22 protein-coding genes are annotated in these 25,778 nt (G+C 69.9%); 9 read left to right on the top strand and 13 right to left on the bottom strand.

From position 1 onward, the window contains the following. Window positions 1-47: 47 nt before the first annotated feature. On the bottom strand, window positions 48-977 hold the full coding sequence (locus HW274_RS11685; protein ID WP_185988860.1) for a thioredoxin domain-containing protein: 930 nt from the start codon (window positions 975-977) through the stop codon (window positions 48-50). 241 nt (window positions 978-1,218) lie between these two features. On the opposite strand from HW274_RS11685, the gene HW274_RS11680 reads away from it, so the two are divergent. Together HW274_RS11680 and HW274_RS11675 are read left to right on the top strand one after the other, a co-directional pair. Beyond that, complete coding sequence (locus HW274_RS11680; protein WP_185989623.1) at window positions 1,219-1,674, top strand: hypothetical protein; 456 nt, start codon at window positions 1,219-1,221, stop codon at window positions 1,672-1,674. Window positions 1,675-2,108: 434 nt separating this feature from the next. Continuing rightward, entirely contained in the window at window positions 2,109-2,507 is a 399-nt protein-coding gene (locus tag HW274_RS11675) for a hypothetical protein (RefSeq protein ID WP_260679089.1), read from the top strand. A 101-nt stretch (window positions 2,508-2,608) separates the two neighbouring features. On the opposite strand, the gene HW274_RS11670 is transcribed toward HW274_RS11675, so the two are convergent. After that, a complete protein-coding gene (locus HW274_RS11670) occupies window positions 2,609-4,660 on the bottom strand; it encodes a serine/threonine-protein kinase (protein WP_185988859.1) in 2,052 nt (683 codons plus the stop codon). Between the two features lie 354 nt (window positions 4,661-5,014). Here HW274_RS11670 and HW274_RS11665 point away from each other — a divergent pair, with 354 nt between their 5' ends. The 3 genes from HW274_RS11665 to HW274_RS11655 all read left to right on the top strand — a co-directional run bounded on the left by HW274_RS11665 (window position 5,015) and on the right by HW274_RS11655 (window position 8,265). Beyond that, the gene (locus HW274_RS11665; RefSeq protein WP_003788927.1) at window positions 5,015-6,142 is read left to right on the top strand and encodes an ABC transporter ATP-binding protein; all 1,128 of its coding nucleotides are present in this window, start codon (window positions 5,015-5,017) and stop codon (window positions 6,140-6,142) included. A gap of 179 nt (window positions 6,143-6,321) precedes the next feature. Next, a complete protein-coding gene (locus tag HW274_RS11660) occupies window positions 6,322-7,698 on the top strand; it encodes a DUF4032 domain-containing protein (RefSeq protein ID WP_185988858.1) in 1,377 nt (458 codons plus the stop codon). 111 nt (window positions 7,699-7,809) lie between these two features. Then, a complete protein-coding gene (locus HW274_RS11655) occupies window positions 7,810-8,265 on the top strand; it encodes a hypothetical protein (protein ID WP_185988857.1) in 456 nt (151 codons plus the stop codon). Between the two features lie 310 nt (window positions 8,266-8,575). On the opposite strand, the gene HW274_RS11650 is transcribed toward HW274_RS11655, so the two are convergent. Further along, on the bottom strand, window positions 8,576-9,370 hold the full coding sequence (locus HW274_RS11650; protein ID WP_260679088.1) for an SDR family oxidoreductase: 795 nt from the start codon (window positions 9,368-9,370) through the stop codon (window positions 8,576-8,578). A gap of 55 nt (window positions 9,371-9,425) precedes the next feature. On the opposite strand from HW274_RS11650, the gene HW274_RS11645 reads away from it, so the two are divergent. Then, window positions 9,426-9,974, top strand: coding sequence for a TetR/AcrR family transcriptional regulator (locus tag HW274_RS11645; RefSeq protein ID WP_185988856.1), 549 nt, complete (start codon window positions 9,426-9,428; stop codon window positions 9,972-9,974). 26 nt (window positions 9,975-10,000) lie between these two features. Here the strand turns inward: HW274_RS11645 and HW274_RS11640 are convergent, their stop codons facing one another. The 5 genes from HW274_RS11640 to HW274_RS11620 form a co-directional block, all read right to left on the bottom strand. Continuing rightward, window positions 10,001-11,242 carry a hypothetical protein gene (locus HW274_RS11640; RefSeq protein WP_075254008.1) on the bottom strand — a complete coding sequence of 414 codons (1,242 nt, stop codon included), beginning with the start codon at window positions 11,240-11,242 and terminating at the stop codon, window positions 10,001-10,003. 160 nt (window positions 11,243-11,402) lie between these two features. Further along, window positions 11,403-12,401 (bottom strand): 23S rRNA (guanosine(2251)-2'-O)-methyltransferase RlmB, encoded by a 999-nt coding sequence (rlmB, locus tag HW274_RS11635; protein WP_185988855.1) that lies wholly within the window; start codon window positions 12,399-12,401, stop codon window positions 11,403-11,405. Window positions 12,402-12,464: 63 nt separating this feature from the next. Next, window positions 12,465-14,048: a cysteine--tRNA ligase gene (cysS, locus tag HW274_RS11630; protein WP_185988854.1), complete on the bottom strand. Its 1,584-nt coding sequence runs from the start codon at window positions 14,046-14,048 to the stop codon at window positions 12,465-12,467. Window positions 14,049-14,173: 125 nt separating this feature from the next. After that, window positions 14,174-14,812: a 2-C-methyl-D-erythritol 2,4-cyclodiphosphate synthase gene (gene ispF, locus HW274_RS11625; protein WP_260679233.1), complete on the bottom strand. Its 639-nt coding sequence runs from the start codon at window positions 14,810-14,812 to the stop codon at window positions 14,174-14,176. A 413-nt stretch (window positions 14,813-15,225) separates the two neighbouring features. Then, a complete protein-coding gene (locus tag HW274_RS11620) occupies window positions 15,226-15,903 on the bottom strand; it encodes a uracil-DNA glycosylase (protein WP_075254006.1) in 678 nt (225 codons plus the stop codon). A gap of 118 nt (window positions 15,904-16,021) precedes the next feature. Here HW274_RS11620 and HW274_RS11615 point away from each other — a divergent pair, with 118 nt between their 5' ends. The 3 genes from HW274_RS11615 to groL all read left to right on the top strand — a co-directional run bounded on the left by HW274_RS11615 (window position 16,022) and on the right by groL (window position 20,093). After that, complete coding sequence (locus tag HW274_RS11615) at window positions 16,022-16,660, top strand: LytR C-terminal domain-containing protein (protein ID WP_081376212.1); 639 nt, start codon at window positions 16,022-16,024, stop codon at window positions 16,658-16,660. A 6-nt stretch (window positions 16,661-16,666) separates the two neighbouring features. Further along, window positions 16,667-18,154, top strand: coding sequence for a glycoside hydrolase family 15 (locus HW274_RS11610; RefSeq protein ID WP_075254005.1), 1,488 nt, complete (start codon window positions 16,667-16,669; stop codon window positions 18,152-18,154). 316 nt (window positions 18,155-18,470) lie between these two features. Beyond that, window positions 18,471-20,093 (top strand): chaperonin GroEL, encoded by a 1,623-nt coding sequence (groL, locus tag HW274_RS11605; RefSeq protein ID WP_065361822.1) that lies wholly within the window; start codon window positions 18,471-18,473, stop codon window positions 20,091-20,093. Between the two features lie 230 nt (window positions 20,094-20,323). On the opposite strand, the gene HW274_RS11600 is transcribed toward groL, so the two are convergent. From HW274_RS11600 to HW274_RS11580, 5 genes are all read right to left on the bottom strand, one after another. Further along, a complete protein-coding gene (locus HW274_RS11600) occupies window positions 20,324-20,683 on the bottom strand; it encodes a WXG100 family type VII secretion target (protein WP_020992166.1) in 360 nt (119 codons plus the stop codon). Window positions 20,684-20,888: 205 nt separating this feature from the next. Continuing rightward, window positions 20,889-22,298, bottom strand: a complete 1,410-nt coding sequence (locus HW274_RS11595; protein ID WP_185988853.1) for a hypothetical protein — start codon at window positions 22,296-22,298, stop codon at window positions 20,889-20,891. A 141-nt stretch (window positions 22,299-22,439) separates the two neighbouring features. Next, the gene (locus HW274_RS11590) at window positions 22,440-24,038 is read right to left on the bottom strand and encodes a cell wall metabolism sensor histidine kinase WalK (RefSeq protein ID WP_185988852.1); all 1,599 of its coding nucleotides are present in this window, start codon (window positions 24,036-24,038) and stop codon (window positions 22,440-22,442) included. Beyond that, complete coding sequence (locus HW274_RS11585) at window positions 24,038-24,775, bottom strand: response regulator transcription factor (protein WP_009407606.1); 738 nt, start codon at window positions 24,773-24,775, stop codon at window positions 24,038-24,040. The genes HW274_RS11590 and HW274_RS11585 overlap by 1 nt, the downstream gene beginning before the upstream one ends. Before the next feature lie 252 nt (window positions 24,776-25,027). Further along, window positions 25,028-25,630: an NYN domain-containing protein gene (locus HW274_RS11580; protein ID WP_185988851.1), complete on the bottom strand. Its 603-nt coding sequence runs from the start codon at window positions 25,628-25,630 to the stop codon at window positions 25,028-25,030. Window positions 25,631-25,778: the final 148 nt, after the last annotated feature.

Genomic DNA, 25,778 nt, shown 5'->3' with positions numbered 1-25,778 from the left:
GGCGGTGCTGCGCCCGTCGCCACCCGGGCCGGCGCGACGGGCCCCGGTCAGCCCTGCTGAGTCGGCTGCGGGCTGGGCTGCTGAGAGGCCTGCTGGCTGGGCTGCGCCGTCGGGGTGGCGGCGGCGACGAGCTCGGTCAGAGAGGTCGGAGTCTGAAGCTTGTTCAGGTCGACCTTCTCGCCCTTGAAGAAGACGGTGGGGGTGCCCTCCAGCTCCCGGGCCTTGAAGGCCTCATCGCCGAGCTTGACCCACTTGCCGTACTTGTCGGAGTCGACGGCCGCCTTGAACTTGCCGGAGACCTCCTTGGGGACGTTCACCTTGGTGGCGGCGGCCACCAGGCCCTCCACCGTCATGTTGCTCTGGTTCTTGGTCTGAATGGCCTGGGAGAAGATCTCGAAGGCGGCGTTGTGGAAGCTCAGGGACTGGGCCGGGGCCTCATCGAGCACCACACCCATCGCGTTCATGACGACGCTGGTCCACTCCTGCTCGAGGAGCTTGCAGGGGTGGAGGGCCAGGGTGATCTTCTTCTCGCTCAGGAGCTGGTTGATCTCCTGGGTGTGGAGGCCCTCGAACTGGGCGCAGTGAGAGCAGGAGTAGTCGAAGTAGATGTCCAGGACGGGGGCCGAGGCGGCGACGGTGTCGAGGGCGGGGCCCTCACCGTAGGTCCAGGAGGCATCGGAGAGGACCTGCTTGGGGATACCACTCTGGTTCGCCTTCGCGGTGGCCAGGCCCTCGCTCGGTGCGGGGAACTTCGACGACGCCTTGTTGTCCTTGGTGCCGTTCTTGGCCTCGATGCCGCGGTAGACGAGGTAGCCGAGTCCGCCGGTCACTCCCAGGCCCGCGACCCCGATGAAACTGCGGCGGGCGATCATGTTGCGGCGCTCGCGGCGGGCTGAGGCCTCGCGCAGCTCCTTGGCCTTGAGGCGCGCGGCCTCACGGCGCTGGGCCTTGGTCTGGCGGGGCTGGTTACTGGACACGCGGTGCTCCTTGTGGTGCGGTGACGAGCGGACGACCAGGAAGACGAATGGTCAACGAGTGATGGCTGTTGTGACGACATTCTGCCCGAGGATCCTGGAGGAAACCACGCCTGGTGTCTGCCGGTGGCAGATTGTGACGCATCGGTCGTCGTTGGCGCGGCGCGTGCAGTCGGGGTCGGGCAGAATCGGGGGGAATCAGACCGAGCGGTCCGAGAGTGACCGGGTGGAGGGGATTGTGACCATGATGGATGGGCCTATGGGCGGTCAGATGGAGGAGCAGATGGTCCTGCTCCAGAACATGTCGACTGAGTGGGGCCGTTGGATGCAGTCCTTGGGTGCCCAGGAGGTCGTGGTGGAGGTCGAGGGGGTGGGGGCTCGCGCCGCCGTGACGAGCCGCGTGCTCCGGCCCCGTGGCATTCTGCGCCGTGCCCAGTGGGCTGAGAACGAGATGCCCGTTGAGCTGGTCCGTGAGGCCGTGCGCCTGCGGGCGCTCATGGCCCACCCCCGTGGTGGAACCTGGACCTGGGCGGCGCTGTCCATGAAGAGCAGCGAGGGCTACAAGCTCATCTCCGACTTCGACTACGACCGCGAGCCGGTCCTAGACCCGCCCTACACGGCGGAGGACTGCGCCAAGGAGCTGGAGGTCTTCCCCCGTGACCCCGGTGCGATCCCCGACTGGATGAAGATCGGGATCTGAAGGCAGAAGAACCGGCTCGGAGGGATGCAGCAGGAGCAAAAGGTTCGCGGCCGCATCAAAACGTGCCGCAGTAAGAGTGCGGGAGAGTGAGTTGACGTCAAGTACTCAGAGGGGCCGGGGAAATCCGGTGGTCTCGAAGTGTGAGGTGTTGCTGCGTGGTCGGCTGACTGAGGGCAATGGTACTGGTGAGCCTGATTCGGGTAGAGTCGGCCGCTCTGATATTGAGTGAGCGGGGGGATGGCGTGAGTGAGACGCGGGATCCAGAGATCGTAGCGTCCTGGGGTGGTTACTACACGGTGCAGGAGTCGGCGCCGGAGGTCGACCCAGCGAGGCGGTCTGTGCCGGGCTACGGTGCCTTCCCTGCGCCTGGGGATCCGGGTGCGCTGGCCCCTGGGGTGGTGCCTGCGCCGATGATGGCTCCGGTGCCTGTGAAGGTGCCTGCTCCGTCGGGTGCTGAGGCCTGGTGTGCGGGGCTGTTCGGGCTGCTGGCGCCTCTGCCGATCCTCGATGTGCTGCTCGCCATGGTGGCGATGATGGTGGTCGGCCTGTGGAACAAGAAGGACCTTCGTGAACCGGCCCGGACGAATCGCCGTCTGGCGGCGAGCTGGGGACTGACGCTGCTGCTGGTGGAGCTGGCTCTGGTGGTCATCCAGATCGCCGTGTTCACCATCGCGGACGATTTCTATGAATCGCTGCCTTTCATCCCGTGGGGCACCCCGATCATCATGGCGCTGGTCATGGTCGGGGTCCATGTGCTGGTGTGCTCCGTCCAGGCGATCCGGGCCTACCGCGGCAAGACCCTCCGCTTCGGAGGCTTCCCCTTCTTCCGCTGACCAGGCCCGCACCCGCACGGGGCCAGCATTGAGCCCAGCGCACCGGGCCCCTGAGGTGGAAGTCGCCGAGCAACCATGGCGCCCGCCGCCGAGGCGGCATCTCAGGTCCCGTAAGGGCTCATCCTTGGAATCGGCATCAGCCCAGCAAAGGACAGAATCAATATCACGGCCCCAATACCCAACATGGCCATGACTAGGTTCCTTCGGGCATTGTCACTGGGGGCGACGGAATTGAGGATATGTGCGCCACCGCGTCGCGTCGCTGCACCCCATGGCGCCAGCCACAGGATGAGAAGGTCCAGGGCGACCCCCAAGAGGAAGATGGTGTAGAAACGAACAGGTAGCGGGATCGATCCAAAAGTCTCGGATTTTTCCTGCCCCAGATCCGATGAGAAAATAGCCATGAGGAAGAGGAACGCAGTCCCTGAGGCCAGAAGAAAAGCGAAGCCAACAGAGATCGCCGAACGCACCAGGTACCAGGGGGTCATGGCCCACATGCGGGAGTCGTCCGACGGCGAGGTACCGCCCCGCTGAAGCCGGTTCCAACGTCGAGCGTCCTGGGCCCGGCCCACAGCGCCGGCCACCACCGTCAGAATCGCCGCGATGATCGCCATCCAAACCGGTCTGAAGATCCCGGCCGCGGACAGCATGAACCACAGGGCCAGCATCGCTATCGGGTGACGCACCGGCTCCTGCGCCCACTGAGGCAGCTCCCCCGGACGTCTGGGAGCGTTGCCCTGGCTGATCTGCGCCCTCCGGGCGCCGGCTGCCATCGGTCCTGCCATCGCTCCCGCCGATGGCGCAGCCGTCGGACCGGCGACGGCCTGGGAGTAGCCGGGCTGATACGCCGTCGGATGCTGACCCGAATAGGGGAACATCGGCACCTGCCCCGACGGTGCCGGCCGCGGGTACGCCCCCGAGGCGGCCGCAGGTGCAGGAGCGCCCACGCCGTACTGCATCGACTGCGCCCCCCGTGAGGGCATCGCCGAACTGTTCTGGTACCACTGGCGAGGCGGGATGGCCGGTGGGGGCTGGGTGGAAGCGCCGGAGGCGGCCGACGGCGCCGAGTAGCCGTACCCTCCCTCCGCGCCGGAGGGCGCGGAGACGGGACTGCCGTAAGTGGCCGGGGAGGCCGAGGTCGCACTGCGAGCATCCCGAGGCGACCCCGGGGTCGAACCGTAACCAGGGGTGAACGTACTGGTGCTTCGCTCCAGCTCGCTGAACTCCGGCTCCTCGTCCTCGGGTCCCAGGAGCCGGTCGACCGCCTCCTGCCCGGTCCCGCCCTCAGCGATCTCATCGAGCACCTCGAGCAGGCCGTCCGGGCTCAGGCGGTTCTCCGCCTCAGGGGCGAGCGCCGCAGTGAAGGCCCGCGCCAGCGCCGGGCACTCCTCCTCCAGGTTGCCCAGCTCCGGGGTGCCCCCGTAGACGCGCCGGAAGACCACCTGCCAGGCGCCCGAACCGAAGGGCGCCAGACCGGTGACGGTGAACAGGAGCACGCCCGCGCAGGCATACCAGTCGACGTCGGCATTCGGCTCCCCGCCGTCGAGCATCTCTGGAGGGATGAACCCCGGCGTACCCGTGACCTGGCCGGTCTGCGTGAGGCGGACGTCGTCGGCCACCTGGGCGATGCCGAAGTCGATGAGAACCGGCCCCTGCGCGCCGAGCATGACATTGGAGGGCTTGAGGTCGCGGTGGATGACACCGGCGGCGTGCACCGCGCGCAGTGAGTCGACCAGCCCATGGGCCAGGTCGGCCAGGTCACGGGCGTCAGTGGTCAGGTCGTAGACGCCCTCGTGCTCCACCTCGTGCTGCAGGGTGGGGCCCTCGATGAGCTCGGTGATGACGAAGGTGATGCCCTGGGAGCCGTCCCCGGTCTCGATGTCCAGGATGCGCGCCACGCGCGTGTCCCTCACCCGGGCCAGGACGCTGGCCTCCCGGTCCAGGCGGCGCCGAGCCGTGGGGTCCGCGGCGATCTGCGGGTGGAGGATCTTCATGGCCACGTGGCGCCCACCCTCGTCGGTGGCCTCCCACACCACGCCCATGCCGCCGGCGCCCAGGCGACGCAGAAGCCGGTATCCCCCCACTGAGGTGCCGGCGCGCAGTTTGCTCAGGGTGACCGGCTCGCCCGGGTGCGCGTCGAAGTTCTGCGTCATGGCCCCCACAGTACCGGCCCGGATTCGCTCGTGGGCGCCCCGAACCTGTGGGGCTCTTCGCCCGACTGTGGGCCATGTCGCGGGAGTAAAGCCAGTGGTGGAGCCGGATTGCCGGTATCGGGTCGGGCGGTTTCCGACGGCGGGGATGGGGAGGTCTCCACCGTCCGCCATCGCCGTCGAGGACCGGGCTGACTGATTGCTGAGAATCTCTGGTCAAAGTGGGAAACCTGTGTCAAGATGAGCCCGTCCGCGGTCGAACGGCTAATCGCGGCACGTGTCAATGCGGACACGCATCGGCACCTTTCACGACGGATCGTCCGGCACGTACCTGCCGGTGAAGGGATAGCACCACTCATGGCAACTGTGACTTTCGAGAACGCCACACGTATCTACCCGGGCAATGACCGCCCCAGTGTTGACGCTCTCAACCTCGAGATCGCCGATGGCGAGTTCCTCGTACTCGTTGGCCCCTCCGGCTGCGGTAAGTCCACCTCCCTGCGCATGCTCGCGGGCCTGGAGGACGTCAACGCCGGTCGTATCCTCATCGGTGACCGCGACGTCACCGACGTTCAGCCCAAGGACCGTGACATCGCCATGGTCTTCCAGAACTACGCGCTCTACCCACACATGACCGTGCACGACAACATGGGCTTCGCCCTCAAGATCGCCGGCACCCCCAAGGCCGAGATCGACAAGCGCGTGCGCGAGGCTGCCAAGATCCTCGGTCTGACCGAGTACCTGGACCGCAAGCCCAAGGCCCTCTCCGGTGGTCAGCGTCAGCGTGTGGCCATGGGCCGCGCCATCGTGCGTAAGCCCAAGGTCTTCCTCATGGACGAGCCGCTGTCCAACCTGGACGCCAAGCTCCGTGTGCAGACCCGCACCCAGATCGCCTCGCTCCAGCGCTCGCTGGGTGTCACCACGGTCTACGTCACCCACGACCAGACTGAGGCCCTCACCATGGGTGACCGCATCGCGGTCCTCAAGGACGGCGTGCTCCAGCAGGTCGGCACCCCGCGCGAGATGTACGACCACCCCGCCAACGATTTCGTTGCCGGCTTCATCGGCTCGCCGGCCATGAACCTGGGGCAGTTCACGGTCAAGGGGGATGTCGCCACCGTCGGCGCCGCCAAGATCCAGCTGTCCAAGGCGACCCTGGACGCCATCACCCCCGAGGACGGCGGCAAGGTGACCATCGGGTTCCGCCCCGAGTCGCTCGACGTCGTCTCCGCCCAGGACGAGCACTCCATCCCGGTGCGCCTGTCCTTCGTGGAGGAGCTGGGCTCCGACGCCTACATCTATGGTGAGCTCGTCGGCGCCGAGGAATCCGAGGCCAAGCTCGGGTCTGGTGAGGACTCCAGCCAGATCATCGTGCGCGTGCCTCCGCGTACCGCCCCCGAGCCGGGTGAGACCGTCTACGTGCGGATCCGCCCCGGTCAGGAGCACATCTTCTCCGCCTCCACCGGCAAGCGCCTGCCCGCCTGAGGATGCTGAGCGCGACGGCGCCGTTCCCCTTCCCGGGGGCGGCGCCGTCGCCGCGCTCACCGCGGGGGCCGCTGGCCCACGCGCCCGACGGGAGGTTCAGCGGCCGGCACTGTAAGAAGTGTGGTCGGCGGCTCATGTCTCGGAAAGCAAATTGGGTTCTGGCCTGAAAGAATGACTCCATGTCCCAGTCCATGAAGATCACGGCGGCGACCATTGATCCGGCGCTGCTCGACCTCCCCTGGGAGACGCCGCTGGAGGAGTGGCCCACCGAGGTCCTCGCCGCGCTGCCCCGTGGTCTGTCCCGCCACATCGTGCGCTTCGTCAACCTCTCCGAGCGCGTCATCGCGGTCAAGGAGATCGGCGAGTCCGTGGCCCACCGCGAGTACGAGCTCCTGCGCGACCTGCTGCGCCTGGGGGCGCCCTGCGTGCATCCGACGGCGGTCATCACCGGCCGCAGCAGCGTCACCGGTGAGGAGCTCAACTCGGTGCTCGTCACTGAGCACCTGTCCTACTCCCTGCCCTACCGGGCGCTGTTCAGCCAGTACATGCGGCCTGAGACCGCCACCCGACTCATCGACGCCCTCGCCGTGCTGCTGGTGCGTCTGCACCTGCTGGGCTTCTACTGGGGGGACGTGTCCCTGTCCAACACGCTCTTCCGCCGCGACGCAGGGGCCTTCGCCGCCTACCTGGTGGACGCCGAGACCGGGGAGCTCTACCCCGAGGGACTCACGGACGGCAAGCGCCTCTACGACATCGACGTGGCCCGCACCAACATCATCGGCGAGCTCATGGACCTCCAGGCCGGCGCCCTGCTGGAGCCGACCGTGGACACCATTGAGGTGGGGGACCGGATCGTCAGCCGCTACACCGAGCTGTGGGACGTGCTCACCGCCAAGGAGTCCTTCTCCATGGATGAGCGCTGGCGCCTGCGCCGCCGGGTCGAGAAGCTCAACGAGATGGGCTACGACGTCGCCGAGCTCGCCATGAACACCGACTCCGACGGCAACCACATCACCATTCAGCCCAAGGTTGTCGACGCCGGCCACTACCACCGCCAGGTGATGCGACTGACCGGCCTGGACGTCCAGGAGCGTCAGGGCCAGCGCATGCTCAACGACCTCGAGGCCTACCGGGCCATCACCGGCCGCAGCGAGGACCCGATTGAGCTGGTGGCCCACTCCTGGCTGGCGGAGGTCTTCGAGCCCACCATTCACTCCGTCCCCGTCGAGATGCGCCGCAAGTTGGAGCCCGCGGAGATCTTCCACGAGATCCTCGAGCACCGCTGGTACATGTCCGAGGCCCAGGAGCGCTACGTCACCACACAGGAGGCGGTGGAGGACTATGTGGCCACGGTGCTGCCCCAGCACCGCGACGAGCGGGCCTACCTGGGGGTCGGCGACACCCAGGAGATGGAGGCGATTGTCGTCGACGACGACACCGATGAGCCGATGCCCGAGGACGACGCCGAGTTCGCCGCCCGCGACGAGCAGACCCTGGCCGACTATGCCGCCAACCCCTATGGCTTCACCGCCGGTATGAAGTTCAAGGGGGAGTAGGGCGCTCCTCGCAGACCGGGCGGTGCGTCGTCGTTGGCGCCCGGTAACGTCTGGCCGGTTGATAGTCTGGCCTCCATCAGCTGCGGCAATGAGAAGGGCCGTGACGGGGATATGAGCCAGGACGCGCCCGCATTCCAGGCCCTGCCCGGGGCCACGCCGGACAACAGCACCTTCATCGACCTGTACTTCGACCCGTCCATCTCACTGTCGGGCAAGAGCACCGTGTCCATCACGATCAATGGCTGGTCGATGCGCCTTTCCGCGGGCCAGTTCGTGAGGATCGCGGTGCCGCCGGGGCCGGTGAAAGTCGTCTCCTACCACTTCGCGGCCTTCCTCAGTCCCAAGCCGCGTCTTGAGTTCGTCGCGCAGCCCGGCCAGGTGGTCCCGGTGTTCTACCGCGCCTCGATCATTCGTGGAGACCCGGGGGCGCTGAGCATAGGAAAGCACCGCGGCATGTCCCGAACCGAGAAGGGGTCGCTGATCTTCGTGCTGGTGGTGCTGTTGCATATCCTCATCGCCGGCGTGGTGCCGTTGTTGATTATCTTGAGCCGGGGGATGCCTGAGTAGTCGGTCGGCGCACCTGCGGCTTGCGGGCTGGGATTACGGGCGGGGACATTGCGCGCGGCAGGGTGCATTCCGTCCCGGAGGGGGACGCCTCGCGCGTCCGGGGACAGGATTTCCGTCCCCGACGGCGTCGAAGGTCCCCGGCCGCAGAAAAATGTCCCCGGACACGTGGAAGGCCCCCATGGTCGCCATCCCGCCCGGGAGGTGCGGGTGATCCACTGGCCTCCAGTCTCCGGGGCAATAGCCCAACGGCGCGCAGTACACGTCGCCCCACCAGGGTGAGCGTGCCTGCCTCCACCGTTGATCCTGTTGGCTAGAGGCGGCGCCGTTCTTGTAGCCACTGCGTGTAGGTGGGGCCCACTGCAGGGACGTCGTCGCCGGGAACCAGTGCGCCGCGACGGAAGGCGAGTCCCCAGCCGGTGGGCACCACCAGGGGAACTGGCCTCGCCACGAGGCTCGGTAGCTGTGCGGTCATCTCCCACAGCGTCATGACCTCCGGTCCTGCGACCTGGTAGGTCTGGCCGTCGGTCTCACTCAGGGCCGCCTGGGCCACCGTCTCGGCGACGGAATCGAGGCTGACCGGCCGCATCCTCATCGAGGGAACGAGCGAGACGGGGCCGTAGCGCATGCGCTCCATGTTCTGCTCGGCGAACTCGAACCACTGGGTCGAGCGAACCAGCGACATGCGCTTGCTCAAGTCTTGAGCAAGCCGCTCCTGCGCGCACTTGCCCGCGAAGTAGCCGTAGCCCTGCACCTCCGGAAGGTCGCAGTTGACGATCGACAGCAGGACGTGCCTGGCGCCCAGGGCGTTCGCGGCCGCGGACACGGCGCGGGTCGAGCGCGTGAAGAAGTCGGTGGCGACCCTCTTGCTGGTGGTGAACCGTCCAGTGGCCTCCACGATGACGTCCGCGCCGGACAGTGCGGCAGCTCCGTCATCGCGCAGGACGTCGAAGCCGGTACGGCGCGAGTGCAGCGTCACCTGCGCCCCGGTCGCCTGCAGGGCTCGCTTGATGGCTTTCCCTGAGTCACCTGCTCCGACAACTGCCACCTTCACCGCGGTCGCCTCCTCATGGCTCGATCCGGCCGTCGCGTAGACCTCTACGATCATAGAGTGTTCTATGATCGTAGAGGTCGGAGTGGTCGGAAGGCAAGGAGCAGGCACGATGGGGCGCAGGGAGCAGATCGGCGACGCCGGGGTCGGGCTCATCGCCCGTGACGGGGTGCATGCCCTCACTCATCTGCAGGTCGACGCGGAGGCGGGACTGCCCCGCGGGTCGACCTCCTACTACGCCCGGACCCGCCGTGATCTGCTGGCGCTCGTGGTCAACCGCCTCTCCGAGGGCTCACAGGCTGACATCGACGACCTTGAGATCCCCGCGTCCGTCAGCCGGCAGGAGGCCGCCGAGATCGTCGTCGGCGTCCTGGAGCATATGGCGCGGCGTGCGGACGCCCAGGCCGCGCGTGGGGCTCTGCTGTTCGAGCTGCGCGACGACGTCGAGCTCCGGGAGTTGCTCACGGCGGAAGCACCGGTCAGGCAGCCGCTGACGCATCTGGCCGAGCGGGTACTCCTTGCTGCGGGTGTCAACCAGGCATCTGCTCACGCTCCCGACCTGGTGGGGCTGGTGGATGCCCTGCTCATGTACCAGGCGGCCAAGGCGGCGCCCGTGAACGCCCGCAGGGTGCTGAGGGCCTACCTCGAGGGGCTTGACTGACCGGCCCGCCCTGCGGCGTGACGCTTCTAGGCGCCGAGCTCCTCGGCGACCAGGGCCATCTCCTCGTCGGCGCGGCGGCGCAGCTCGCGGTGACGCGTCCAGGACGCCAGCGAGACCTCGGTGATGGCGTCCACCAGCAGGAAGGCCCCCACGGCCGCCATCCCGCCCGGGATGCTGCCGGTGGAGCGACGACGGCGCACGGCGGCCCCCACGAGGGCCCCGCCCAGACCCGCCTCGAGCAGCGCGGCACCCCGCACCGCCCACGGCTTGTCCGTCACCGTGCGCACATAGCCCTGCCAGAAGGCCGAGCCCGGGGTGGAGGGGTCGGCCAGCAGCAGGCCCACGCTGCGGCCCACCGCGTTGGACAGCCCTCGCGGCTCGTGCACGACGACGCCGGGAACCTCCACCGGCGCCAGGCGGCCGGTGAGGACCTCCAGCACCCAGTCGGGCAGGCCCAGGGCCTCAAGCATGGCCGCGAATCCGTCAATGCCGGGCTTGACGATGGCGGCGGCCGCGGCCTCCAGGTCCGCGCCCGGGACGGCGGCGACGATCCCCGACGCATCGGTCAGGTCCGCCAGGAGCTCATCCACCAGGGACCTCAGGGCCGGGCCGGGCTCCTTGACCCCGCCCCACACGTAGCGCGACGTCATGCCCCAGGAGAAGACGGCGTCGTCCTCCGGGTCCCCAGTGGGGATGGCGCGGATGGACATGTCCTCGGAGTCGGAGGTCAGCACCAGGGCCGGCAGGGACTCCTCGTCCCAGCCGAAGGTGCCCAGCTCGGTGCCCTCACCGGAGTACATGACGATGCGGCGGTCCAGGCTCGGCGTCGAGGCCACCGCCAGGGGCCGCTCCAGCAGAGTGGCCTGCAGCGGCACCATGTAGGCGCTCATCGGGGAGATCACCACGGTGCGGGCACTGGCCGAGCCGTGATGGGAGATCGAGGGCAGCTCGACGTCGTCGGGCAGGGCGTTGAAGGCCGCCGGGCCCACGGCGACATCGGCCGTGAACTGCCGGGCCAGGGACTCCACGAGCTCACTGACGCTCGGGCCGGGCACAACGCCCCCGCGCGAGGGCGGCGTCACCGCGACCCGGCCCTCGACGTCGGTCATGAGGGTCAGGCTCAGCAGGTGGGTGGTGGCCGGGAACCACTCCAGGCGCACGACCACCCCGCGCTCGGCGAAGGCGTCGGCGACCGCCTCCGGCGTCGTGCCCGGCGCGATGAGCACGCCGTCGGTGCGGTTCCAGCGCTGCGAAGCGTCCTGGGCCATGGGGACCTCCTGTGGATCGGATGCGGCCCATTGTGTCAGCAACGGGGCCGTCATGGGGAAGTGTAAACCGGGCGCATTTGCTGCCGGGGGCGGCCGGATCAGTCGGATTGGCCGGCTCGGCTGCCTCCGTCGGGAGCCGGCCGGCCCTGAGCGGCGGGGGTCAGCTGCCGGCGCCGGCGGCCCGACGCCGCAGGCGGTCGACCTCGTAGAGGCTGATACCCGTGGCCACGGCCGCGTTGAGGGACTCCACGCTGCGGCTGATCGGTACCGAGGCCAGCACGTCGCAGGTCTCGCGCACCAGGCGGGACAGGCCCGCGCCCTCCGCGCCGGTGACCAGCACTAGGGGTGAGTCGGCCAGGGTGAGGTCCTCGACGGCGGTGCTGCCCGAGCCGTCCAGACCGACGACGAAGCAGCCCTCCTTCTTCAGTTGCTCCAGGGTGCGCACGAGGTTCGTCTCGCGGGCCACGCGCACCCGGGCGACGGCACCGGCCGACACCTTCCACACGGTGGCGTTGACGCCCACCGAGCGGCGCTCGGGGATGATGACGCCGTCGGCCCCGAAGGCCCCGGCGCTGCGTAGGACCGCGCCGAGGTTGTGGGGGTCGGTCACCTGGTCCAGGGCCACGAGCAGCGGCGTGTGGCCCAGGGCGCGGGCGCGCTCCAGCAGGTCGCGGGCGGTGGTGTACTCGTAGGCGGGCACCTCGATGGCCACGCCCTGGTGGGTGGCGGAGTCGGTCAGGGCATCCAGGTCCAGCTTGGTGGTCTCCAGCACCGGGGCGCCCAGCAGGGCGGCGCGGCGCACCACGGTGCCCAGGCGCTCGTCAGACTGGGCGGAGACCGCCATGAAGACCCGGGTGATGGGCACCGAGGCGTAGGCGGCCTCGGCCACGGCGTTGCGCCCGCACAGGATCTCGTGGTCCTCGGGCACGTCGAAGCGGCGCTTGATCTTCTCCAGCTGCTTGGCGCGGGTGGGCTGGGCGGCCCGGGACTCGGCGCGGGCCTTCGCCCGGGCCTTGGGGTGGCCGACGCGGTTCTCCGCGCGCGGGGTGGGGCCCTTGCCCTCCAGGCCCTTGCGGCGCTGACCGCCCGAGCCCTTCGTGGGGCCCTTCTTCGAGCCGGGGCGGCGCTTGGCGCCGGGGTACTGCTCGTTGCCGGGCATCCGGCCTCCTGTTCGTGACGATGCGAGTTGATGCGAAAGAGTCGTGGGTGGTGGGCGGGCCGCTCAGGCCAGGTGCCAGCGGGCGCCCGAGGGGGAGTCCTCGACGACGACGCCGGCCTCGGTCAGCTTGTCGCGCAGGGCGTCAGCGCGCGCCCAGTCCTTGGCGGCGCGGGCCTGGGCCCGTTCCTCCAGGTCGTGGCGGATGAGACGGTCGAGGGCCTCCATGGCGGCGCCGCCCTGGGAGGAGCCGGCGCCGTCGAGCACCCGGGTGCGCCAGGGCTCAGCCAGCGGGTCCAGGCCCAGGACGTCGAGCTGGGAGCGCAGGTCCAGGGCGAGGCCGGTCACCGAGGTGCGCAGGTCGTCGTCGGCCCCCTGGCCGCCGCTCGGGGCGGCCTGGGTGAGGGCCACGTTGAGGGCCTTGAGGGTGGCGTGGACGACCGCCATGGCGCCGGCCAGGTTGAGGTCCTCATCCATGGCGGCGGTGAACTCGGCCGGCAGGGCTCGGGCGCGCACCTGCTCGGCGGGGGCATCAACAGGGTTGGTGTCCCCGCCGTCGCAGAACTCGTAGGCCCGCAGGATCGCGCCGGACAGGCGCTCCCACAGGGCCGCGGCGTCGGCCAGAGTCTCCTCGGAGAACTCCACGGTGGAGCGGTGGTGGACGGTACCCAGGGCCAGGCGCAGCACGGCCGCGTCGTAGCGCTTGAGCAGTTCGGCCACCACCAGGGAGTTGCCCAGCGACTTGCTCATCTTCTCGCCCTTGATGGTCACCCAGGCGTTGTGGACCCAGTGGCGCGCGAAGCCCCAGCCGGCGCCGTGGGACTGGGCCTGCTCGTTCTCGTGGTGCGGGAAGCGCAGGTCGATGCCGCCGCCGTGGATGTCGAAGGTCTCGCCCAGGTAGCGGCGGGACATGGTCGAGCACTCCAGGTGCCAGCCGGGCCGGCCCCGGCCCCAGGGGGCGTCCCAGGCGGCGTCGGCCGGCTCAGTGGGCTTGGCGGCCTTCCACAGGGCGAAGTCGCGCGGGTCGCGCTTGTCGGCCTCGACGTCGTCATCGAGCTGGGATTCGTCCTCGGTGGTGGCCAGGTCCTCCAGGCGCTGGTTGGTGAGGGAGCCGTAGCCGGGTAGGGAGCGCACGTCGTAGTAGACGTTGCCGGACTCGCCGACGTAGGCGTGGCCGGCGTCCAGCAGGCGCTGGACCAGGTCGATCATCTCGGGGATGTGGCCGGTGGCGCGCGGCTCGTAGGTGGGGGCGGCCACGCCCAGGGCGCGATAGGCGGCGTCGAACTCCCGCTCGAAGCGCTGGGCCCAGGCCCACCACGGCACCGGCGGCTCGGCGGCGGCCGACTTGCTGAGGATCTTGTCGTCAATGTCGGTGACGTTGCGGATGAGGCGGACCTCCTGGCCGCAGCGCTCCAGCCAGCGGCGCAGGACGTCGAAGGCGATCCCGCTGCGCATGTGACCGATATGGGGCGAGCCCTGGACGGTGGCACCACACAGGTAGATCGTCACCAGGCCAGGGGTGGCCGTGGGGGCCAACGGCACGATCGCGCGGGCGGCGGAATCGTACAGACGCAGGGCCGGCGCGCCCGCTCGGGCGGCGGAGTCGGTGGGGCCCGCGGACTCAGGGGACTCAGTGGGGGTGATGCTCACGGGCACAGGCTACCTGGCCGCCCGCCACCGGTGTCTACCAGGACCAGGACTTTTTCCCGAGGTGCCCGACGTCGCGGTCGTACCTTAGTCCGCGCAGTCGAGGGTGAGGGGTACGACCTCGAGGACTAAGGTACGACCGGGCGAACGGCGTCGGGGACCGGGTAGGCCAGGGCGGTGGCGACGGCGAGCAGGCCTTCGGTGCGGCCCAGGAAACCCAAGTGGTCGGTGGTGGTGGCGGAGAAGGAGACCCGGGCGGAGGCGGCCTCGGACAGCGCCTGGGAGGCCTCGGCGGAGCGGGCGGCCACGCGCGGGCGCTCGCCCACGAGCTGGACGGCGATGTTGCCGATCTCGAAGCCGGCCTCGCGCACCCGGCGGGCGGCCTCGCTCAGGAGCGCAGTCCCGGAGGCCCCCTTCCACTGGGGCTCGGCGGTGCCGAAGTTCGAGCCCAGGTCGCCCAGGCCGGCGGCCGAGAACAGGGCGTCGCAGCAGGCATGGGCGACGACGTCGCCGTCGGAGTGACCGGCCAGGCCCACTTCGCCGGGCCACTCCAGGCAGGCCAGGCGCATGGGGGTGCCCGAGTCGGGGGCGGCGAAGGCGTGCACGTCGGTGCCGATGCCGGTGCGCGGCAGGAACTGGGCGATCTGGTTCAGGTCGATCGTGGCCGGGCCGGCGGCGTGGCGGGCCCGTGACGGTGCCGGTGCCTGCGAGTTGGGGGCGGTGTGGGTGGCGTCACCGGAGACGGTGCCGGTGGCGACGGCGTCCATGGGCTGAGCAGCGTGGGATGACTGGTCTGACTGGCGTGCGGACATGGGGCCGTGTCTACCAGATGGGGCCCGGCCGTGTTCCGAGCGGGCCGGCTTGAGCGCCGTCGAGCCTCCGGCGGTGATGAAGGGACGTTTTCTGCGCGAGGGACGAGGCTGATGCCGCTTCCCGGTGGGGTGTGAGGCCGGTGGGTGGTGTACTGCACGAGGTTGGGGTGCTACAGGGGGAGGGTTGGGTGTACTGCATGGGGGTCGGGGGTTCGTGCAGTATGGATAACCCTTGGCCAGTGGATCCCGACCCTCGTGGAGTAGGGTGATTCGCAGTGCTCTGTTCGCTCATTGCCGGCTGAGCAGCCCTCACGGGCGCGATTCCACCGAGGGGGCTGACCTGCGCTGAGCGGGCCGACCCCCGACGCTCAGGGCAGGCGCCAGTCCACGGGCGCGGCCCCCATCTCGGTGAGGATCGCGTTGGCGCGGCTGAAGGGGCGCGAGCCGAAGAACCCGCGCGAGGCCGACAGCGGGGATGGGTGCGGTGAGGCGATGATGGGGGTCTGCCCCAGCATCGGGGTCAGCGACTGCGCCGGCCGCCCCCACAGGATCGCCACGAGCGGGCCGCCGCGCTCCACCAGGGCCTCGATCGCCCGCTGCGTCACCTTCTCCCAGCCCCAGCCCTTGTGCGAGGCCGGCGCCCCCGGGCGAACGGTGAGCACCCGGTTGAGCAGCATGACGCCCTGCTGGCACCACGGCGTCAGGTCCCCCGACGTCGGCCTGGGCACGCCCAGGTCACTGACCAGCTCGCGGAAGATGTTCTCCAGGCTGCGCGGGGGCTTGACGCCGGGCGCCACCGAGAAGCTCAGCCCCATGGGGTGACCCGGGGTGGGGTAGGGGTCCTGTCCGACGATGAGGACGCGCATGTCCTCCATCGGGTAGGTGAAGGCGCGTAGCACGTCGGTGCCCGCCGGGAGGTACCCGACGCCGGAGGCCACCTCCTGGCGCAGCCGCTCCCCGATCTCATGGACCGTGGGCTCCACGGGGGCCAGGGCGTGCGCCCAGGAGGGATCGATGATCTCGGACAGGGGCTTGGCGGATGTCACGCCGCGAGCCTAACGGCCCACCTGCCATACCCGCAGGAATCTGCCGGGCCCATGTCACCGCCTTGTGAGCCGGACGTGGTGAGCAATACCCGACGAATGACGCTCGGACCGGTATCTTGTGAGCGTGAGCAACTATGACTACCCCGAGGACGAGTTCGACGTCGGCGATGATGACGGCCCGGTTCCTGTGGGCGTGCACCGTGCCCAGGTGCCCAGGTGGCGCAGCTGGGTGCCGCTGCTGGCGATCATCATCATTGTCCCGGCGCTCGCCTGGGGCGCGGTGACGCTGTTCCTCAACAGCTCGGGAGGCTCCGGCTCGTCGGACGCGGTCTCCTCCTCTCAGCCCGCCCAGGGCGGACAGGCCGGTGGCAACAAGAACGCGGACAGCAAGGGCGATAAGGGCGACAAGGGCGGCGCCGCCTCGGCCAAACCCAGTGCCTCGGCCAGCGCCTCCGGCAACGTGGACTTCAACACCGGGGTCTCGGTTGCCAACGGGACGAACACCGACGGCCTGGCCAAGGGGGCCAGCGAGAAGCTCACCAACGGCGGCTTCACCGCGGTGGAGGTCATCCCCGGGATTTACGATAACGCCGAGCCGGCCCAGTCGACGGTCTACTTCAGCTCCCCGCAGGCCCGGCCCGCGGCCGAGGAGGTCGGCAAGCGCCTCGGGATCAGCAACGTGGTGGAGGGCACCGCGGAGAGCACCCAGGGCGCCACGATTGCCGTCATCCTGCGTGACGACTACAAGCCTCAGTAAAGGGGCATGAGGCCACTGGCGCTTCCCGGGCGTCGTCGTTTCCTGACTCTCGCCGCGGCGGTCCCGCTCACCGCCGCCGCGGTCCTCTGGGGCGGCTCGCGCCTGGTGAGCCTCGGCCGCCGCGCCCCGACGCTGCTGAGCGGCGGGCTCGTCGTGGGCGGGGGAGGCGTCCTCTACCCCCTGGCCCCGGGTGACACCGTTGCCTACGTCCCGGGGACGCGCCTGCCTCGGGCCCCCGAACCGTGGGGCCTGACGACCTCGCAGCAGAGCGCCCTGGCCCGTCAGGCGCTCGCCCGCCGCCAGGCTGCCCGCCTTCCTCAAGGCCGGTGGGCGGGCCTGGCCGACGGCGCCCTGACCGACCTGCTGGCCCTGACCGGACCGGCACTCATGCCGGGCCCGATGAACCCCGCCGGCCCTGCTGACCCGTCTGTCGAACCGTCCGCCGGGCCGACGCCGGCCCCGACTCCCACCTCCGCCGGGGGCACCGGGCGGGAGGGGCGCGACTCGCGCGAAGCCCTGCCGCCGGGGGCCGAAGTCTTCCCCCCGGGTGCGGTCGTGGCGGCGCCCATGAGCATCTGGCGCTACGTCTGGCCCCGGGACGCCGCCTTCGCCGCGGCCGCCCTCAGCGCGGTGAACCTGGCCGATGAGGCGCTGGGCGTTCTGGGCAACCTGGCCTCCTGGCAGCGGGCCGACGGCGGCTTCGAGGCCCGCTACACCAGCAGCGGCCGCGTGCCGGACAACCGCCCCGCCCAGGCCGACGGCGCCGGATGGTTCCTGTGGGCCGCGGGCCGGCTCCTGGCCGACGGCGCGCCCGCCGCCGATCTGCGTGACCGCCTGGGCGCACCCCTGGAGCGCGCCGCCTCCCGGCTCCTGACAATCACGGACACGCCCTCCCACCTGCCGGCTGCCTCGCCCGACTACTGGGAGGTCGCCGAGACGGTCCTCACCCTGGGGACGGCCGCTCCGGTGCTCCTGGGGCTGGAGGCGGCCACGGCGCTGGCCCGGGCCGGGCTCGAGCTCGGCGCCCCCGCTCAGGCCCTGGCTGAACGGGTGACAGCGGTGCGCAGCGCCATGGAGCGCAACTTCGCCCCCGCCTGGGGCCGCCACCTGCGACGCGACGACGTCGACGCCGCCATCGCCCTGGTCCTGCCTCCCTTCACCCGGCCGCTGGCCGGGGCCCGAACGGTGCGGCAGACGGCGGCCGCACGCATGCACCGCCCCACCGGGGGCCTCGCCCCGGGAGCGGGCTGGCGCGATGACGGTGTCTCCTGGACGCCGGAGACCGCCCTCATGGCCTGGTCGGCCCTGTCCCTGGGGATGGAGGAGGAAGGGACCCGGCTGCTGGCCTGGCTCGAGGCGCACCGCACCGCTGCCGGCGCCCTGCCGGAGAAGGTCCTGGCCGATGGCTCCCCGGCGGGGCCCGCGCCCCTGGCCTGGACCTGCGCACTCATCCTGCTGGCCACCTCCTCACGGGCCGAGGATCCGTCCTTCTGACCCGGACAGCGGCCCCGAGGGCACGACCGGCTGTGGGACCTCCCGCCGGCCCACCCGCAGGCCCGGCAGGATTCCCTGCTTCGCCGTCGGAGGATTCAGTGCCGATGAGAACTGAGCTCCTTGCACTCAAGGGCTGAGAGTGCCAGCATTGCGGTTAGCACTCGGGCACCTCGAGTGACAAAGCATCCTTGAATGCACCAAGTTCATCCAGGCTGGAACGTGAGGGCCGGCGTCGGGCGTGACGTGAACGCCCGGAACCGATCCGTCCGTCGCGGGCACGAACCGGCCGCCCCTACCACGCAGTGGAGGAAACTCAATGTCCAAGATCATCGCCTTCGACGAGGAGGCCCGCCGCGGCATGGAGCGCGGCCTCAACACCCTCGCCGACACCGTCAAGGTCACCCTGGGCCCCAAGGGCCGTAACGTCGTGCTCGACAAGAAGTGGGGCGCCCCCACGATCACCAACGACGGCGTGACTATCGCCAAGGAGATCGAGCTCGAGGAGCCCTACGAGAAGATCGGCGCCGAGCTCGTCAAGGAGGTCGCCAAGAAGACCGACGACGTCGCGGGCGACGGCACCACCACCGCCACCGTCCTGGCCCAGGCCCTGGTGCGCGAGGGCCTGCGCAACGTCGCCGCCGGCGCCAACCCGATCGCCGTTCGCCGCGGTATCGAGAAGGCCGTCGCGGCCGTCGTCGAGCGCCTGCTGGCCGACGCCAAGGAGGTCGAGACCCAGGAGGAGATCGCGGCCACCGCCTCCATCTCCGCCGCCGACGAGCAGATCGGTGCCTTCATCGCCGAGGCTCTGGAGAAGGTCGGCCACGAGGGTGTCGTCACCGTCGAGGAGTCCAACACCTTCGGCCTCGAGCTCGAGGTCACCGAGGGTATGCGCTTCGACAAGGGCTTCATCTCCCCCTACTTCGTCACCGACCCCGACCGCCAGGAGGCCGTCCTGGAGGACGCCTACGTCCTGCTGGTCGAGTCCAAGATCTCCAACGTCAAGGACCTGCTCCCGCTGCTGGAGAAGGTCATGCAGACCGGCAAGCCGCTGGCCATCATCGCCGAGGACGTCGAGGCCGAGGCCCTGGCCACCCTCGTCGTCAACCGCATCCGCGGCACCTTCAAGTCCGTGGCCGTCAAGGCCCCCGGCTTCGGTGACCGCCGCAAGGCGATGCTGCAGGACATGGCCATCCTCACCGGCGGTACGGTCATCTCCGAGACCGTCGGCCTCAAGCTCGAGAACGCCACCCTGGAGGACCTGGGTCAGGCCCGCAAGGTCGTCGTCACCAAGGACGACACCACCCTGGTCGAGGGCGCCGGCGACAAGGAGGCCATCGAGGCCCGCACCGCCCAGATCCGCATGGAGATCGAGAACTCCGACTCCGACTACGACCGCGAGAAGCTCTCCGAGCGTCTGGCCAAGCTGGCCGGCGGCGTGGCCGTCCTCAAGTCCGGTGCCGCCACCGAGGTGGAGCTCAAGGAGCGCAAGCACCGCATCGAGGACGCCGTGCGCAACGCCAAGGCCGCCGTCGAGGAGGGCATCGTCGCCGGTGGTGGCGTCGCCCTGCTCCAGGCCGCCGAGGTCCTCGACACCCTCAAGCTCGAGGGCGACGAGGCCACCGGTGCCGCGATCGTCAAGGTCGCCGTGGAGGCCCCGCTCAAGCAGATCGCTGCCAACGCCGGCCTCGAGGGCGGCGTGGTCGTGGACCGCGTGCGCAACCTGCCCACCGGTGAGGGCCTCAACGCCGCCACCGGCGAGTACGTCAACCTGCTGGCCGCCGGCATCGCCGACCCGGTCAAGGTGACCCGCTCCGCCCTGCAGAACGCCGGTTCCATCGCCGGTCTGTTCCTGACCACCGAGGCCGTCGTGGCCGACAAGCCCGAGCCCCCGGCCGCCCCGGCCGACGGTGGCGCCGGCGACATGGGTGGCATGTACTGATCGACGCGACTGCCTGCGAGCCAGTCATCACCCGGTAACCCGGCCGCGACGTCGGCCGGCCCCGGAACCGCGGCGGGCCGTCTCTCACACACGTGAGGGGCGGCCCGCCGCCGTATCCGTACCTGTCCCGTACTGGGCGGGTCGGCTCGGCCTGTGCTGGCAGGCCGTGTGGCGCACACGCTGAGGCGAGAGGCGGCGCGGTCCTGAGCGAGCCTCGCCGTCGGCGGCTCCTACCAGGCGCCCAAGGGCGCCGAGCCCGCGGCCGGTGCGGGAGCCGGTGCGGGCGCAGGAGCCGGCGTCGAGCCGGCGAAACGGCCCTGGTTGGAGGTCTCGGCGTCGTCGTAGCAGACAGCGGCGTTGTCCAGGGCCAGGCTGATCTGATCGAGGTTGGACTGCACCTGGATCTGGGTGAGGTGCCAGTCGGCCGCGCAGGCGGCCATGGAGTCTGACGCCGTCCCGGTCCAACAGGACTGGAGCAGGCCGATGTCTCCCCGCATGCCATCGACCTCGGTCTGGATCGTCGCGATGCGGGTACGGGTCCGGGCGGCGGTGTCGGCCACCGCGGCAGTATCGACGGAGTAGGTGGGCATGAGGGGCGTCCTTTCGTGAGAGGCGGCCCGGGGGCCGTGCGCGGTGTGCTGGTGGTGCACCGAGGTGCGCGCTGTGCCTCTCACGGTAGGGGCCCGGCCGGCGGCGTACCGGGCAAGGATCCGGCCCTGTGGAGGGGGCCTGCAGATCGTGGCCTGTGGCCCCGCAGACGGCAGGCGGTCCCTGTCGGAAGGGGAGGGCGGGGCCTCAGAGGTCCCCGGCGCCGTCGTCGATGATCTCCTCGGTGATGGGGGCGATCTCGCCGGTACGGGCCTCGCGCAGCTCCTTGGCCTCCTGGGTCTTGGCCCGCAGCTTCTCGGTGAGCTTGTCCCGCTCGGCCTGGACCCTGGTGCGGCGGTCCTCGCCGTCGTCGGAGCGGTTGCGTGAGCACATGAGCAGGTCCAGGTCCGCGATGCACGACTCCATGGAGGCGGTGTGCGTCATCGCCTCCTCGCCGTCCTTGTCCTCGCGCCCCTCGCCGCGCTCAGCGGGCGCCTCGACGGGGCGGCGTGCCGAGGCCACGGCCGGGATCCCGCGGGCGGGGGTGCGTGGCGAGGAGGCGCTCGACGGGGAGGAGGATGATGCCGGAGCCGCCGGCGATCCTGAGGACGCCGTGGTGGTCGGGGTGGCGGGTGTCGTTGCGCTCGACGGAGGGACCGTGGCCCGCAGGGCCCTGAGCTCGGTGGGATTCAGACGCAGGGTGTCGCCGTCCTGGGCGGGGCCGGCCAGGGGGTCCTCGGCGGGCAGCGCCTGGAGGCCCAGCGGAGGGGTGCGAGGGGCGCGTTCGGCGGCCTCGCCCAGCTGCCCGGGAACGGGGGCGGTGGCGCCGGCAGGATCGCCCACGGGGGCGGCCGGTGCGGGACGCGCCGGTTCCTGAGCGGCCCCGGCCTCCGGGGCCGCCGGAACGGCCTGCGCTCCCTGCTCATCGGTGAGCTTGGCGAGCTTCTCGTGGAGACGTCGCTGCTCGGCCGCCAGGTTCTCGCGGGCCGGGTGCTCCCAGCGCTGGCCCAGCGGGGAGTGGAAGAGATGATCGCGATCCAGCAGGCGGGAGACGATCGTCAGGCGGCCGCGCAGGTATTCCTCCACGGGGATGTGGGAGTACTCCTCGCGCAGAAGCCGCACGTACTCGGTGTAGGTCTGGGGGTCCACGGCCAGGGTGCCCAGGTCGGCGTCGATGAGGGCCTGGGCGTCGATGTCGTCATCGGCGAGCATGTGTCGCTTGAGGTTGACGATGAGGCTGCACACCCGCTTGACCGTCTCCATCGGGACACCCAGGTGACGCAGGTCGGCCTCGGCGAAGGCGGCCGAGGCGGTCTCGTCCTCGCCGCCGTTGCCGCGGATGACCTCCTCGACGTCGGAGGAGAAGACGCAGCCGTGGTACCAGCAGGCGACCCGCATGATGTCCGGGTCGTGCGACTCCTCGGCCAGCTCATCGACCCGCGCGAGCATGTTGATGAGGTGGCGAAGATTGTGGAAGCGACGATCCGGTGTGGACCAGCGCTCGATGAGGAGCTCGCCGGCGGAGCCGATCGCCTCTGGGGGCTGCGTGGCGCCGATCGCCTTCACCGAGCGGGTGAAGGCGGGCAGAAGCCATTGCGGTGCTTCGATAACACCCATGGGTCAGTCTCCGTGTTGGAAATGGAACGCGTGCCATCGTAGGACTGTCCTCGCCGTGACGTCGACGTGACACAGTGTCTGGCGTGCCACTCTTATCGTGATCGAGGCCCGCCAGCGCTGCCTGAGGTGCGGCGGCGAGGCCTACCAGGCCGGCGCGGGCGGCAGCTCGATGTGGACGGTGGCGCCGCCGCCGGGGGTCTGGAGCATCTGGACGGTGCCTTTGTGAGCGGCCACGATCCCCAGCACGATCGCCAGGCCCAGGCCGGAGCCTCCGGTCTCCCGGTTGCGGGAGGTGTCCGAGCGGTAGAAGCGCTGGAAGACCTTCTCGGCCGCCTCCGGTGGCACGCCGTGGCCGTGGTCGCGGACCTCGACGACGACGACTGGCTGCGCCGTCGGGTTGGCGCGCGGGGGCGCCATGCCGATGGCGATCTCCACCGGCGTCCCGGAGGGGGTGTGGCGCACCACGTTGCCCAGCAGGTTGGTGAGGATCTGGGAGAGGCGGTCGCGGTCACCGATGACCTGGAGCGAGGGGGCCTCCTTGCCGGCGGCCTCGTCGCGGGGGTCGAGGGGGATGAGGCCGCAGTCGCGCTCGGGGGCCAGCACCATCATGTCGCTCAGGGCCCCGGCGGCCAGGTCGGTGAGGTTGACCGGCTCCATGGACATTTCCCGACCCTCGTCGATCCGGGCCAGCTGGAGGAGGTCATCGACGAGGCGCCCCATCCGGTTGGACTCGGTCTCGATGCGCCCCATGACCTCACCGGTCTTGTTCGCCGGCACCCCGCCCATCCGGTAGAGCTCGCCGTAGCCGCGGATGGCGGCCAGGGGTGTGCGCAGCTCGTGGGAGGCGTCGGAGACGAAGCGCGTCATCCGCTCCTGGGCCACGACCTGGGCGGCGAAGGAGCTCTCGTTCTGGGTGAGCATCGTGTTGATCGCCCGCTGCAGGGAGCCGACCTCCGTGGTGCGCGGCTCGGTGACCAGGATGCGGGCGGACAGGTCGCCGTGGGCGATCCGGGCGGCCACGCCCTCGATCTGGCGCAGGGAGCGGAACGAGCGGTGAACCAGGTAGGTGGCGAAGACGGCGCCCACCGAGATGATCGAGACGTCAGCCAGGGCCACCACGAGGCGGGTGCGCTCGACGGTCTCCATGACGTCGCTCAGCGGGAGGGCCAGGGCCACGGCGCCGGTGTACTCGCCGGTGTTCTGGTCCCTGATGAGCAGGGTGATCATCCGCCACTGGTGGCCGGGCTGATCGGAGTTGACCGTCGTGATCGGGAAGTCGTTCTTGTCCGCGTGGGCCAGGGCGCGCCGGTAGTCCAGGCCCTTGATCTGGGGGCGGCCGTAGGTGGCGGCGGTGTCCGGGGAGATCCACTCCCCGTTGCGGCTGGGGTCGAGGTACTCGGCCTTGACGTAGTAGTTCGAGGGGAAGGTGGTGCTGCTGGTCCCTCCCTCGCGGATCTGGGCCAGTCCTTGGCTTCCGATGGCCACCGAGGTGGTGCGCAGCTGGCTGTCGATCTGGCCCATCATGTGGCTGTAGAGCAGTGAGGTCACCACGAAGGAGACGACGATGAGCCCGATGGCCAGCAGGCCGGTGGTCATGAGGGTCAGGCGCGTGCGCAGTGGCATCGCCTGCCACGGCCGCTGAATCGCGGTGATCGGGTGCCATCGGCCCCGTTTGATCGGGCGGTGCTGCTTACCGGACGACTTGGCCGGGCGCGTGCTCCCCCCACGCGCCGCCGCCATCACTCGGCCTTGGGTTCGCGGAGCATGTAGCCGACTCCGCGACGAGTCTGGATGAGCGGGGTGACGGGCTGGCCGTCAGCGCCCTGGATCTGGTCCACCTTGCGGCGCAGGTAGGAGATGTAGGACTCCACGATCGCGGCGTCACCGTTCCAGTCGTACTCCCAGACGTGGTCGAGGATCTGGGCCTTGGACACGACGCGCCCGGCGTTGAGCATGAGGTAGCGCAGGAGCTTGAACTCGGTGGGCGACAGATCCACCTCGACCTCGGCGCGGTACACCTCGTGGGCGTCCTCGTCCAGGACCAGGTCGGCCACGCGCACGACGCCGTCGTCCTGGTTCTCAATGGCGTGGGTGCGGCGCAGGATGGCGCGGATGCGGGCGATGACCTCCTCCAGCCCGAAGGGCTTGGTGACGTAGTCATCGCCGCCGACGGTCAGGCCCTGGACCTTGTCCGCCATGTCATCGCGGGCGGTCAGGAAGAGGATCGGGGTGGTCACGTCACGCTCGCGCAGGCGCCGGGCCACGGTGAAGCCGTCCATGTCGGGCAGCATGACATCGAGGACCACCAGGTCGGGGGATGTCTTCTCCACCGTCTTCAGCGCGCCGTTGCCGTCGCCTGCGATCGAGACCTCGAAGCCTGCGAAGCGCAGGGACGAGGCCAGCAGGTCGCGGATGTTGGGTTCATCGTCGACGACAAGGAGGTGAGCTTCGGTGCGGGACTGCTGGGAACGCTCCATGAGTCTCACCATTCCTTCAGTTTCTGGTCGTTTCCTGAACGACGTCCGAATGGTCGCTGTTGATAGGTCAAGTGGTTGGTGTGACCTCGTTCCAATTGTAGACCCAGGGAGTCTTGCAGTTCCCACAAAACGGGGGAACTGTGTGGTTGTCGGTTGAAGCGGGGCGATCGCCGGCGACTCCTCGGTAAGTCGGGCTGTGACATGAGACGGGGCGACGACATGTGTCGCCGCCCCGCCGTCGGGTCAGAGAAATCAGAGGAAGGCGAGAGGGTCGAAGTCCTCCAGCGGGATGATGCATACGCGTGGCAGCGGGATGGTGAAGGCCTTGACGTCACTCTCCAGGTCGTAGACCGTCAGGCCCTCGCCCTCCAGGGCGGCCAGCTGGGCGTTGAGGAACTCTCGGAAGCACAGGATCCCCACCGTGGCGCCGGCCTGCAGGAGCCGTTCGATGTGGGGGATGTAGTCGCCGTCGTGGCTGCCCAGCAGGACGTGGGCGTCCTGACCGGCCTCGACTCGCTCGGCCAGTGCCTCCAGGGTGCGCTGAATACCGATGTCGACGACCTTCTCGTCGTTGCTGCCGGACCCGGCCAGTGGCACGGGGCGGTAGTCCATGGCCAGGAGGGCCTGGATGAAGCTCATGGGCATATGGCCGCTGGTGGCGTTGAGGAAGAACAGGGCGCGGGCCTCGTTCCCCTCGCCCTCGGCGGTGCCGGCGGAGGACAGTTCATCGCAGTATGCGAGGACTCGGTCCCAGCGGGGCCGCTCCTCAGGTTCGGGACGCCGCCCCAGCACACTCATGCCGAGAGTGGCGTCAATGTTCTCGCCATCGACGAGAAGATAAGTCGGTACGCTCATGGGGCTCATGCTACCGGTCACGGCGTCCAGTAGCCTCCGGCGACGCTCAAAGACACCGCACCGATACCGGCCTCTTGATGTCCGTGACGCCGATGGGTGCGGTCTGCGCGGTCGGGGACAAAGCTCGCCTGGCGGGGGCATTCGACGC

It is taken from the genome of Actinomyces sp. oral taxon 169, from assembly GCF_013394715.1.
GTDB lineage: Bacteria > Actinomycetota > Actinomycetes > Actinomycetales > Actinomycetaceae > Actinomyces.
Note: the sequence above shows the minus strand (reverse complement) of the source record. Positions and strands in the feature narration are given on the sequence as shown.

Coding starts and splice junctions, on each gene's coding strand:
- HW274_RS11680 (WP_185989623.1), top strand. CDS start 1,219: ATGATGGATGGGCCTATGGGCGGTCAGATGGAGGAGCAGATGGTCCTG.
- HW274_RS11670 (WP_185988859.1), bottom strand. CDS start 4,660: ATGACGCAGAACTTCGACGCGCACCCGGGCGAGCCGGTCACCCTGAGC.
- HW274_RS11665 (WP_003788927.1), top strand. CDS start 5,015: ATGGCAACTGTGACTTTCGAGAACGCCACACGTATCTACCCGGGCAAT.
- HW274_RS11660 (WP_185988858.1), top strand. CDS start 6,322: ATGTCCCAGTCCATGAAGATCACGGCGGCGACCATTGATCCGGCGCTG.
- HW274_RS11655 (WP_185988857.1), top strand. CDS start 7,810: ATGAGCCAGGACGCGCCCGCATTCCAGGCCCTGCCCGGGGCCACGCCG.
- HW274_RS11650 (WP_260679088.1), bottom strand. CDS start 9,370: ATGATCGTAGAGGTCTACGCGACGGCCGGATCGAGCCATGAGGAGGCG.
- HW274_RS11645 (WP_185988856.1), top strand. CDS start 9,426: ATGGGGCGCAGGGAGCAGATCGGCGACGCCGGGGTCGGGCTCATCGCC.
- HW274_RS11640 (WP_075254008.1), bottom strand. CDS start 11,242: ATGGCCCAGGACGCTTCGCAGCGCTGGAACCGCACCGACGGCGTGCTC.
- rlmB (WP_185988855.1), bottom strand. CDS start 12,401: ATGCCCGGCAACGAGCAGTACCCCGGCGCCAAGCGCCGCCCCGGCTCG.
- ispF (WP_260679233.1), bottom strand. CDS start 14,812: ATGGACGCCGTCGCCACCGGCACCGTCTCCGGTGACGCCACCCACACC.
- HW274_RS11610 (WP_075254005.1), top strand. CDS start 16,667: ATGAGGCCACTGGCGCTTCCCGGGCGTCGTCGTTTCCTGACTCTCGCC.
- groL (WP_065361822.1), top strand. CDS start 18,471: ATGTCCAAGATCATCGCCTTCGACGAGGAGGCCCGCCGCGGCATGGAG.
- HW274_RS11600 (WP_020992166.1), bottom strand. CDS start 20,683: ATGCCCACCTACTCCGTCGATACTGCCGCGGTGGCCGACACCGCCGCC.
- HW274_RS11595 (WP_185988853.1), bottom strand. CDS start 22,298: ATGGGTGTTATCGAAGCACCGCAATGGCTTCTGCCCGCCTTCACCCGC.
- HW274_RS11590 (WP_185988852.1), bottom strand. CDS start 24,038: ATGGCGGCGGCGCGTGGGGGGAGCACGCGCCCGGCCAAGTCGTCCGGT.
- HW274_RS11585 (WP_009407606.1), bottom strand. CDS start 24,775: ATGGAGCGTTCCCAGCAGTCCCGCACCGAAGCTCACCTCCTTGTCGTC.
- HW274_RS11580 (WP_185988851.1), bottom strand. CDS start 25,630: ATGAGCGTACCGACTTATCTTCTCGTCGATGGCGAGAACATTGACGCC.